Below are 10,417 nucleotides of genomic sequence, written 5' to 3'. Positions count from 1 at the left end.
CGGGCAAACTCGACTTCTCCGCATTCAACTCGCATGCCCGCTGACGGCCGTTACCCACTGCATTTTCAAAAGAGCCAGAAATTCCGAGGAACCGGGCAATCCAGACACACGAAGGCTCGAAACCGGCAAGCGGATGACATACCGCGCACGCCAACGCTGCCGGAATTCTCCGGCAAGGCGGCCGCGCAGAGATCCAGCACCTACTCTCGGAATAGTTCCTGTGGTTCAGCGCGGCGTATCGTGAGCCGATCCGGCGCTACTACGAACCGTGGTCCGTGCCTCCGCGCAGGCCACCACCGCGTCATCGCATCCATCGCGCGATCGATACATCGCCCACCATGTAAACAGGCCCCGCTCGCCGGGGCTGTCGCTCAGAACGGGTCATCGCAAAAATCGTTATTCTTAACTGTATCGACTGCGGAAGAGACAGTCCAGCGATGCCGAGTGCCGAGGCATTCTTTTAGTATGACGCGATGACGTGCAGCGCTCATCTGCTGTCTGGGGAAGCGTTGACGGATCGGGCCGAAGCGTGAAAGAAATGCCTGCGCGCGACGTGCATCGCGAAAGCCACACATCCGGCGTTCTCGCCTACGGGTCGGTTAGTGGCTGCTCTCGGCATGCTTGTTTGCGCGTGCAGCCGCTTTTGACGAAAACGTGGGTCACTTGAGCTACTCAGGTATATCGGCATTTGCCGGCCGGATAACTGCGTAGCTGGTCGGTAACGATTGTGCGCGGCACCGGGTTCGAGCGCAGTACCCGCCGAAAAAGGCGCTTTGCTGCGGACTTGCCGCGACGCTTTTGCTCCAGCACGTCGAGTTCGGCACCCGCCATGCTCGTCGAGCGCGCGCCACAACAGATACGGCTCTCTGCGCGAGAGTCACGAACATCTCATCGAAATGCGAGATGCTGCCTGGCTTCCGCCGCGCCGCTTTGGCGCACCGAGTACAGCGCCGAACTTGTCGCCCCGGCAAAGGATTGTTTCGTACGTGTCCACGACACCACGCTCGAGCAACAATTCCTCGAGGCCACACAGGCTCAGGTTGAACCGGCAGAACCAGCGAACGGGCCCAACTGATAACGACCGCAGGGAAGCGGTGACCATGATAAAGCGATTTCGTTTTCATTCTACCGTCACCTCTTCAGCAACCTGACCGTGCCGTTGAGGATTGCCGCGAGGGGAGTGATCTACGCTTCGGGTGATGAGGTGGGCTTAGCCACAAATCAGAACCTGTGACGGATGGCAGCGCGAGCAAGGACCTGGCGATTGTTGGATGAATCGTTCATGTTGGCGATGTTGGCAACAGCGGGCGTTCCGAGAGACGACGTTCCTGATGCTTGCTGCCAACCAATTCCGAAATAAACATCGATGCGTTTCGACAGGAAGTAGTCGGTTGAAATCGTTACCTGATTGAAATGCTGGTTCCCGATTATGTGGCCGGCAGCGTTTTGAACGCCATTCGAATGTAAGTAGTCGTATGATACAGCGACAGTCCAAGTTGGGTTGAAACGATACATTATTCCAACGTCGTAATTGTTGAATATCGCCGTTCCCTCTGCGAGCGACGGGCCGAGATTTGCGTATTGGACGTTGGAGAACGACGCTGCCAAGATAACCGGGCCGATCGTGTAATTGGCTCCTACGACCGCCGACTGGTACGCTTTAGCGGGAACATATCCCTTGTTCAGGGCGCCCTGAAGAGGAGAACCCCCAGTCTTATAGGCAGTAAAAAAGCCTGTGCTTGGCGCTGCGGTGGGGTTCTTAAAATACTCGAATGCTGCCCCCAGTTTTAATGGCCCGTTCGTGTACCCGGCACCTACGGAATAGCCGCTGGTAGATGTAAAATTACCCGCAACGCCACCAAAGCTATACTCCCCCCCGAAGTTCACGCCGCGGATGTCAGCGCTCATGTATCGTACTGAGTTGTTCAGTCGAACTGTGTTGCACGCATTGTCCCCGTCCCCTGGGTGCCCGGCGGGCGCGCCTCCCACGAGCGCTTCGGCAGTGAGCGGCTCGGGGAAGTAGAAAATCATGTCGTATTGACGTCCAAATGTCAGGCCACCCCAGTTGTCGCTTTTGATACCGACGAAGGCCTGACGACCAAAAACCAGGCCGCCCTGAGCAGCCTGACCGTTATTTAAGTTCACACCCGACTCAAGGGTGAAAATCGCGTGCAAAGCGCCGCCGAGGTCCTCGACACCGGTCACGCCCCACCGACTTCCCATGACACCAGAAAGCGAATCAAGCGAAACCCTCTTTTCGCCGGCAACGTTGCTTTGGTACATGATTCCTTCGTCGAGAACCCCGTACAGAGTCACACTATTTTGTGCCTGAGCGAGTGAGCACACACCGAATAAAGCTACACAGACTGATTTCACTACCACGAATCGTTATCCTATCTAACATGGTTGTTGCATACTTTTCTTTTACCCGCGGGAGCGGGTACGAATTGCAAGCCGTCGTCAGGAACCCCGCCGCAATTTGTTATCCGATTTGCCGAGATGCTTTGCAGTCTCGGTAACCCGCTGACGCCTCACCGGAATTCGTTACATCGATGATGTGTGCAATGACCTCGTTATTTTTGTCGCGGAGTCTGTCTACGGCTGCGTTTGGCCGAACATTATCGCGCCCACGGATAGACAGGCAACATCCTTCGTTGACCGGCTCGGCAGCTGTAGCCATTCCTAAGCCGCTTCAGGCCGCCGCGATGATGACCACCTTTATCCCTTTGGTTCAGTTCCATGCTTTGCCGTTGCATAAACATTACGATGATGAGGCTCCTGCCCGCGCGGCACCAGGTCCTCGCCGAGGTCACGGGCAGCATCAACGCGCTTGAGATGTTCGTTATCAGCGTCGTACCGCGAGGCGCGCTGGCGTATGGCGTCGGAGACCCTCTTGCGAGGGCCTAAAATCGCTTTACACTTTCAAAGCATAGGTTATGCCGACTTAGGCTCAATACCGGGACGTTGGCACAACTGCACCGGCGACCTTTTACCGAGGTCAACCCGGTGCTCCCCCTTAAGGTACGGCGAGCCTTTCATCACGCTGCCCGCAGATAAACCCGGCCATGCAGCCATGGTCGAACGATGGGCCGACTCACAGTGAATGTGCTATCTCCTGCTGCTGACATAGCGCAACGCTGTCAGCCGGATTGGTATCCCCAACGCATGTTTTCATGCGAACCGCTCATGTGCGAAATTCGCCATTTGGTTTGTAAGCATTCGATCATGGGGGAAGATCGAATGCTAGAGAAGGCAGCGGGCAAGAATGAGCGCTCACTAGGTCTTTCGTTAACGCGAAAGAACCTCACTTCGCAAGCCCAAGGTAATTTACGGCGATCGCGGCTACGACTCCGACACATATCGCCAGCCGGTGATCGTCGCATCAATCCAGTGATTGCTCGGCATCGATCTAAACATGGCAGCAGTTCCGGCAAATTCCGCTGGATGGTAGACGGACTCACTCGTGGCTCTGCGACTTCCCAGCGTCTTCGGATTTGCTTCAATCGTTGTAGCGATATTCACGAAGCATTCTTCAAATTCGCTTGCTCGCTTGTCTGCGGGAACATATTTAAACGAGCAGAGTCACATTTTTAAGCTGGCCTCATACCATGAACTCGCGAAAATCACTTACACGGAGCCACGATGAACCTGCAACGATTCGCGCGCTACCCGCTCACCTTCGGGCCGACGCCGATCCAGCCGCTCAAGCGGCTCTCGGAGCATCTCGGCGGCAAGGTCGAGCTTTACGCGAAACGCGAGGACTGCAACAGCGGCCTTGCGTTCGGCGGCAACAAGACGCGCAAGCTCGAATACCTGATCCCCGACGCGCTTGCGCAAGGCTGCGATACGCTCGTGTCGATCGGCGGCATCCAGTCGAACCAGACGCGCCAGGTCGCTGCCGTCGCCGCGCATCTCGGCATGAAGTGCGTGCTCGTGCAGGAGAACTGGGTCAACTACTACGACGCCGTGTATGACCGCGTCGGCAATATCCAGATGTCGCGCATCATGGGCGCCGACGTGCGGCTCGTGCCCGACGGCTTCGACATCGGCATTCGCAGGAGCTGGGAAGAGGCGCTCGACAGCGTGCGCGCCGCGGGCGGCAAGCCGTATCCGATTCCCGCCGGCTGCTCGGAACATCCGCTCGGCGGTCTCGGCTTCGTCGGTTTCGCGGAAGAAGTGCGCCAGCAGGAAGCTGAGCTTGGTTTCAGGTTCGACTACATCGTCGTGTGCTCGGTGACGGGCAGCACGCAGGCGGGCATGATCGTCGGCTTCGCGGCCGATGGACGCGCGGATCGCGTGATCGGCATCGACGCATCGGCGAAACCCGAGCAGACGCGCGAGCAGATCACGCGTATCGCAAAGCACACTGCGGAAAAGGTCGATCTCGGCCGCGACATCACCGCGCAGGATGTCGTGCTCGATACGCGCTATGGCGGCCCCGAATACGGCCTGCCGAACGAGGGCACGCTGGACGCGATTCGTCTATGCGCGCGGCTCGAAGGCGTGATGACCGACCCCGTCTATGAAGGCAAGTCGATGCACGGAATGATCGACAAGGTGCGGCTCGGCGAATTTCCCGAAGGCTCGAAGGTGCTGTATGCGCATCTGGGCGGCGTGCCGGCATTGAGCGCGTATAGCTTTATCTTCCGCGACGGATGACGGGGTTCACATCCGCCCTGTGCGAAGATGTGAATCGACTCAATGCCGGACAAGATGATGCGCGCGCAACGGAAATCCTTGAAGCCCATCATAGGCACTGATGACGTGCTTGATTTCGTGATGGTCCTGCTCCGCGATGTTGTTCAGGTACTGGATCTGCCAAATTCCCATCGGCGTTTCCCATCCGGCGTTCAGGGCTTCGAGCACGACCCGGTTCCGCGCCGGGCGCGCAGCAAGAAGCCAACCGTGTTACCGGCTTTATCCGCCGCACCTACAAGTACTTTCACTGACTGCCCAACCTTGATATAGGTTGTGTCCATGCGCCAGCTCTTCCCGGCGGTCGCTTGCAACAGCAGAACGCTTTCTCAAATAGCGGCAGCAACTTGAGGGCCCAGTGGTGCACCGTCGAATGGTCGACATCAACCCCACGCTCGGCCATCATTTCCTCGAGGTCGCGCAGACTCAACGCATAGCCACATACCAGCGCACACGCAACAGGATTACGTCGAGCGGATAAGGTACCTGCTGCAATACTTTACCGACGCCTGCTGCCAGCAGCTCGCGTGCCGCTTTCCGTGTCATCGCGGTCCTATTCGTCTTCCATGCTCGGGCGACAATTTTTATCTCGACGTCTTAGCGCGACAGAACCGTTATTGGCGCGCAACGGCCCACGCGCCTCGACCTTTTCATCGCGCCGTCGACGCTGAACTCCCAGCTGACCGCGCCGCTGTGGCCGTACAGCAGACATTCATGGTTCGCGAGATCGGCGGGCACCGGCCGGGCTGCCACGCCGACGCAGATAACCGGGGCTGGTTCAGGGATCGCAGCCAAACACTGGTCTGGATCACACGACAAAACTCAAGGAGTAAACAGCATGTTCGAAATCAGACACGCCGGCCGCGCGGAACACGGCTGGCTCCGCTCGCGTCATACTTTTTGTTCGCGCACTATCACGACCCGAAGCAGAACGGCTTTTCCGACCTGCTGGTGGCTAACTACGACCGTTTGGCGCCGACGCGGGGCTTCGGCGAGCATCGGCATCGCGACATGAAGATCTTTTCGTACGTGCTCGAAGGCGCGCTCGGACACGATGGCACGGTGATCGTGCGGGGCGGCATCCAGTTGATGAGCGCCGGCACCGGTGTGGCGCACAGCGAATACAACCATTCGAAGGGCGTTGTCAAGTTGGCCTGTTGTAGGCTAACTGTTTGTTGCAAAAATCGTTATTCTTATCAGATCTGTATCGACTGCGGAAGAGACAGTCCAACCATGCCGAGTGCGGAGGCGTTCTTTGAGTATGAAGCGATGTCGTGCAGCGTTCATCTGCTGTCTGGCGAAGCGCTGACGGATCGGGCCGAAGCGTGAAAGAAATGCCTGCGCGCGACGTGCATCGCGACAACCACACAGCCGGCGTTCTCGCCTACGGGTCGGTTAGTGGCTGTTCTCGGCGTGCTTGTTTACGCGTGCAACCGCTTTTGACGAAAATGTGGATCACCTGAGCGAGCTCAGGTATATCGGCCTTTGCCGGCCTGATCAAATGAAATGATTTATATAAAGGGCGAGAGTCCGAGCAATTGATTCAATTGCAGCCTTTCCGATCAATATAAATTTGCCTTATGCGAATTTAATCAACATTCACTTGTATCAGGCATGACCTGCGGTTAGCATCTGTCCCGTCAAGCATGCGGCGAGGATGTTGTCACGTTGAGGTTTTGGGGGGTGCCCCTATGTGATTCGTCAAGCGGTAGGGGCGGATTTTGGTTGGTAGAGGGTGCCGTCGCGCAGCATGGCGAACAGGACGTCGCAGCGTCGTCGAGCGAGAGCGATGAGCGCCTGATTGTGGCGCTTGCCCTGCTGGACCTTGCGCGCGTAATAGTCCCTTGAGATTGGATCGCGCAGGGCAGCGAAGGCCGAGAGGAAGAGCGCTCTCTTGAGCACCTTGTTACCCCGTCGGGACGGATGTTCGCCCCGAATGGACGAGCCCGAGCGTCGGGTGACCGGGGCGAGGCCGGCGTAGGCAGCCAGATGCGCGGCTGAGGCGAACGCTTTGTGAGCGACTTCAGTGAGGAGTCTGGCGGCGGTCCTGACGCCGACTCCCGGCATGCTGGTCAGGACCGGCCAAAGAGGGTGTGCGTGCACCAGACGTTCAACTTCGCTGGCAACCTCCTCGCGTTGCTTACGCAAGGATGCGAGCTGCTGGGCAAGACGCGGCATGACGATGGTTGCGGCCTGAGTACCGGGCACGATCACAGCCTGTTCGTTGAGCGCCTGGACGATGTCGGCAGCCAGGCTCTTGCCCATGCGAGGGGCGAGTTTGGTGAGGCGGTTGGCGAGTGTTTTCTCACTGGCTGAGGCGAGCTCGGCGGGTGATGGGTATCGCTCAAGCAGATCGAGCACGGCCGGATGGTCGAGGCGCGGCCCCAGGACCCTTTCGAGCGCCGGATGGATCTGGGTGAGCAGACCTCGAATGCGGTTGCTGGTCTGCGTGATCTGGGCCGCCAGATCGTCGTCGAAGCCGCACAGCATGGTGAGTTCGGCGAGTGGTTCGTCAGCGAGCCGAAGTGATCGCAGCGTATGCGGCATTGAGCGCGCGGCTTCAGCAATGATGGCGGCATCGCGAGCATCAGTCTTGGCCTCACCGGCGTGCAGGTCGGCGATGCGGCGCATAGCCAGGCCCGGTAGATATGCGACCAGAACACCTTCATCACGGGCGACTGCCACGGGCAACGCGCCGATGGTGGCGGGTTGATCGACGACGAACAGGAGCTGGCCGTGCGTCTTGAGTTCGGTAATGAGGGCGCGCAGCTTGGCCTCATCGTTGGGCAGCGCCTTGTTGTAAAGGCGCTTTCCGCGCCGATCGAGGGCGACGGCATGATGGTGGCCTTTGCCGACATCGACGCCGACAAATACATCGACAGAGCTATGTTGTTGGTTTTCTTGCATCGGAGGCTTTGCAGGTTGAACGGTTTGGCCTGCAACATCGGTGGCAAGTCTCGGCATCCACGTTACGGACGGCCTCAAGATATCCTGGCCGAGCCCCTATTAGCGATCACCAGCCACCCACCAGGCCCGGTGACAACACCCCCCGGATCATGACTGCGACTGGGGGCGAGAATCATGCCGGGCCTGGCTGGCCAAATCCTCGATTGTCGAGGAGTGAAGATAGTAACGGGGCATATCTGATTCGGCTTGCGACGAAGTTCGACGGATGAGTCGACTGATACGAGATCGTCAAGCAGTAGGGCCGGATTTTGGTTGGTAGATAGAGTGTGCCGTCGCGCAGCCTGGCGAACAGGACGTCGCAGCGTCGTCGGGCGACAGCAATGAGCGCCTGATCATGGCGCTACATTTCTTATGTGCTAAAGCCGCAATCCCCGAAGACATGATGGCGGAACGAGGCTTTGTGGTAGATCATTCAACCAACTGCACATCACTTCTTCACGGCGGGCCTGCTCCAGCAACAGTTTGAGCGCTCAGCGATGCACCGTCGAATGATCACACAGTCGAATGATCAAATTCCCGGCTCGGCCAATATCTGCTCGAGCTGACACAGACTGAGCGGATATACAACGTGCGAGCGCATGCAGAGATGGATTGCATCGAGCGGATATTGCAGACACCTGACTTGCCGTAATGTTCAAGTGCTGTGTCTTCTGTGTGGTCGGCGCGTCGTCGCTTGGCAGCGTTAACGAATTCCGATCAAGATCAAACAGGAGAGCAAGTGAAGAAACTTCTGATCGCGTCGATCGCCTTCGTGCTGGTTGGCTATCTCAGTATTAGCGGTATCGCGTATGTACACGACAAGGACTATGCGGAGAGAGCGGTCGCGAGGCCGGCCGTATGCCCACAAGCGTTCGGCGTACGCGACGTGTTAGATCTAACGCATGCTATTACTGCCATTCGAGGAAAGCTGTCCTACCTAACTATGTTGCGCTACTAGGCATTCGTCAGCTAGCCGAACATGACAGGCAAACTGGACTCGCCTACTTCCGCATCGACAGCCTGTACGCGGCGCTCGAAAGCGGCATGCCAGCTCCCGAAGCCGATCTTGCGAAGCTGGAAACCGTTGTGAACGAACGCGCCATGCCACCAAAGTTGTTCCGCCTCGTACACTGGACAACCGGACTGAGGACCGACGATCAACGCGCGCTGCTCGACTGGATAGCGTCACAACGCCGCGCATATGCGACGCGCGGCGTTGCACCGGAATTCGCTAACGAGCCTGTGCAACCGTTGCCAGATTCTTTGCCGACCGACACGGGTAAGGTCGCGGTTGGAAGGCAGCTCTTCAACGATGTCCGACTATCGGCGGACAACACGATATCGTGTGCAAGCTGCCACACGCTGTCGACAGGGGGCGTAGACGGAAAGAAGGTTTCGTCCGGTGTGGGCGGACAGTTGGGCTTGGTCGACGCGCCGACGGTGTTCAACGCGGCGCTCAACGACAAGCAGTTCCGGGACGGTCGCGCTGCCACGCTGCAGGAACAGGCGGGCGGTCCACCGCTGAATCCGGTCGAAATGGCGTCTAGGTCATGGAGTGAAATCATCGATAAGCTGAAGCAGGACTCGTCACTGACACAACAGTTCCTGACGGTGTACCGGGACGGTTGGTCGGGCGCGAACATCACAGACGCGATCGCCCAATATGAGACGACACTGCTAACGCCGAGTCGCTTCGATGCTTACTTGCGCGGCGGACAGGCATGCGCTGAATAGCGAAGAACTGCGCGGCTACCACTTATTCAAGGCGAACCATTGCGCGACCTGTCATGTTGGCAAGAATCTGGGCGGGCGGTCGTTCGAGCGAATGGGCCTCGCGGCCGACTACTTCGCCGCGCGGGGCTATACCTCCACCGCGGATAACGGTCGGGCGAACGTTACGAACGACGCGCTCGACCGCCATGCGTTCAAGACGCCGACCGCTGCGCAACGTGGAACTGACCGCGCCATATTTTCACGACGGCAGCCGTACCAATCTGCGCGAAGCTGTGCGTGACATGGCGACGTATCAGGTCGGTAAGCAATTGTCGGACTCGGATGTCAACGCAATCGTAGCGTTCCTGAAGACGCTAACAGGCACGCGCCAACCCGTCGCGACCCACTAATCCGACGACCGCGGCTGACTCTCGTAACGCTCTGGCAAATGCGCTAGACGGTTTTAGTTATGTAGCAGGAAGGTCGGCGAGGCGATCCGTAAAATCAGCTCGTCAACGCTTGCTCAAAAGAGAGCATCATGCACGCACAACAGGTCTCCAGGTGGTGCGCCGGGGAAGTTGTACTGGCGGTGTTGCTCGAGCTGGCAATGGCGAAGTGGAAAGTTGCGTTACATGATGGCCGCCGCGATCAGCCGGCCGTACATACAGCGACGCAGATTACAGGCCGCATCCTGCCTGCAGGTGGTGCTGTCGCTGATTGAACAGCGTCGGCAGAATTGGGCGTTGCCAGCCGAACTACGAATCGTCGTAAGCTACGAGGCGGGCTAGGACGCGTTCTGGATCTATCGTGCCTTGCGGGCTCGCGGGATCGAATGTTATGTCGTCGATCCCGCGAGCCTGCAAGCAGGTACGAGCGCACACAGAGTGATCGTATCACGGTCAACGTGACGGCTTGCGACCAGTTCGCTCTTCAGCTTTCTCATAGTCGGCTCTCAATTCGTTTAGCCCGACACATTAACCGATTTACCTAGATACTATGGAGGGGCCGCGGAGATAAGCCTCCTAGAGTAAAACGAGGATTCCGACACCCGTTTTCCGAGAGG

6 protein-coding genes and 7 pseudogenes are annotated in these 10,417 nt (G+C 58.1%); 6 read left to right on the top strand and 7 right to left on the bottom strand.

All coding sequences use genetic code 11. From position 1 onward, the window contains the following. Positions 1–371 precede the first annotated feature (371 nt). Both J8I87_RS42230 and J8I87_RS42225 read right to left on the bottom strand, forming a co-directional pair. Positions 372–1,124: pseudogene (locus tag J8I87_RS42230) on the bottom strand (IS6 family transposase). A gap of 97 nt (positions 1,125–1,221) precedes the next feature. Then, positions 1,222–2,382 carry a porin gene (locus J8I87_RS42225; RefSeq protein ID WP_209938491.1) on the bottom strand — a complete coding sequence of 387 codons (1,161 nt, stop codon included), beginning with the start codon at positions 2,380–2,382 and terminating at the stop codon, positions 1,222–1,224. Between the two features lie 925 nt (positions 2,383–3,307). Between J8I87_RS42225 and J8I87_RS46570 the strand changes: the two are divergent. Both J8I87_RS46570 and J8I87_RS42220 read left to right on the top strand, forming a co-directional pair. Beyond that, positions 3,308–3,594 (top strand): annotated as a pseudogene (locus J8I87_RS46570) (IS5/IS1182 family transposase); the annotation flags it as partial. A gap of 48 nt (positions 3,595–3,642) precedes the next feature. After that, positions 3,643–4,659 carry a 1-aminocyclopropane-1-carboxylate deaminase gene (locus tag J8I87_RS42220; protein ID WP_209938489.1) on the top strand — a complete coding sequence of 339 codons (1,017 nt, stop codon included), beginning with the start codon at positions 3,643–3,645 and terminating at the stop codon, positions 4,657–4,659. 14 nt (positions 4,660–4,673) lie between these two features. Here J8I87_RS42220 and J8I87_RS42215 read toward each other — a convergent pair. Both J8I87_RS42215 and J8I87_RS45470 read right to left on the bottom strand, forming a co-directional pair. Beyond that, positions 4,674–5,241: pseudogene (locus J8I87_RS42215) on the bottom strand (IS6 family transposase); the annotation flags it as partial. Positions 5,242–5,299: 58 nt separating this feature from the next. Then, positions 5,300–5,470, bottom strand: a pseudogene (locus tag J8I87_RS45470) (LysR family transcriptional regulator); the annotation flags it as partial. Between the two features lie 63 nt (positions 5,471–5,533). Between J8I87_RS45470 and J8I87_RS42210 the strand changes: the two are divergent. After that, positions 5,534–5,832 (top strand): annotated as a pseudogene (locus J8I87_RS42210) (pirin family protein); the annotation flags it as partial. A 27-nt stretch (positions 5,833–5,859) separates the two neighbouring features. Here the strand turns inward: J8I87_RS42210 and J8I87_RS45465 are convergent. The 3 genes and pseudogenes from J8I87_RS45465 to J8I87_RS46565 form a co-directional block, all read right to left on the bottom strand. Then, positions 5,860–6,184, bottom strand: a pseudogene (locus J8I87_RS45465) (hypothetical protein); the annotation flags it as partial. A 212-nt stretch (positions 6,185–6,396) separates the two neighbouring features. Further along, positions 6,397–7,602, bottom strand: coding sequence for an IS110 family transposase (locus J8I87_RS42205; protein WP_209938488.1), 1,206 nt, complete (start codon positions 7,600–7,602; stop codon positions 6,397–6,399). Positions 7,603–8,135: 533 nt separating this feature from the next. Next, a pseudogene (locus J8I87_RS46565) lies at positions 8,136–8,275 on the bottom strand (IS6 family transposase); the annotation flags it as partial. 105 nt (positions 8,276–8,380) lie between these two features. On the opposite strand from J8I87_RS46565, the gene J8I87_RS45460 reads away from it, so the two are divergent. The 3 genes from J8I87_RS45460 (at position 8,381) to J8I87_RS45450 (ending at position 9,764) form a co-directional block, all read left to right on the top strand. Beyond that, positions 8,381–8,599, top strand: coding sequence for a hypothetical protein (locus J8I87_RS45460; protein ID WP_245254578.1), 219 nt, complete (start codon positions 8,381–8,383; stop codon positions 8,597–8,599). After that, entirely contained in the window at positions 8,500–9,375 is an 876-nt protein-coding gene (locus J8I87_RS45455; RefSeq protein ID WP_245254577.1) for a cytochrome c peroxidase, read from the top strand. Before J8I87_RS45460 ends, J8I87_RS45455 begins: the two co-directional genes overlap by 100 nt. A 185-nt stretch (positions 9,376–9,560) precedes the next feature. Then, positions 9,561–9,764 carry a hypothetical protein gene (locus tag J8I87_RS45450; protein ID WP_245254576.1) on the top strand — a complete coding sequence of 68 codons (204 nt, stop codon included), beginning with the start codon at positions 9,561–9,563 and terminating at the stop codon, positions 9,762–9,764. Positions 9,765–10,417: the final 653 nt, after the last annotated feature.

Origin of the sequence: Paraburkholderia sp. LEh10, assembly GCF_017814945.1 — a bacterium.
GTDB lineage: Bacteria > Pseudomonadota > Gammaproteobacteria > Burkholderiales > Burkholderiaceae > Paraburkholderia.
The sequence above is the reverse complement of the archived record's forward strand: the minus strand, read 5'-3'. Positions and strand labels throughout refer to the sequence as shown.

Excerpts from the sequence above, each read along its gene's own strand:
- J8I87_RS42220 (WP_209938489.1), top strand. The coding sequence starts at position 3,643 with ATGAACCTGCAACGATTCGCGCGCTACCCGCTCACCTTCGGGCCGACG.
- J8I87_RS42205 (WP_209938488.1), bottom strand. The coding sequence starts at position 7,602 with ATGCAAGAAAACCAACAACATAGCTCTGTCGATGTATTTGTCGGCGTC.
- J8I87_RS45455 (WP_245254577.1), top strand. The coding sequence starts at position 8,500 with ATGCCCACAAGCGTTCGGCGTACGCGACGTGTTAGATCTAACGCATGC.
- J8I87_RS45450 (WP_245254576.1), top strand. The coding sequence starts at position 9,561 with ATGCGTTCAAGACGCCGACCGCTGCGCAACGTGGAACTGACCGCGCCA.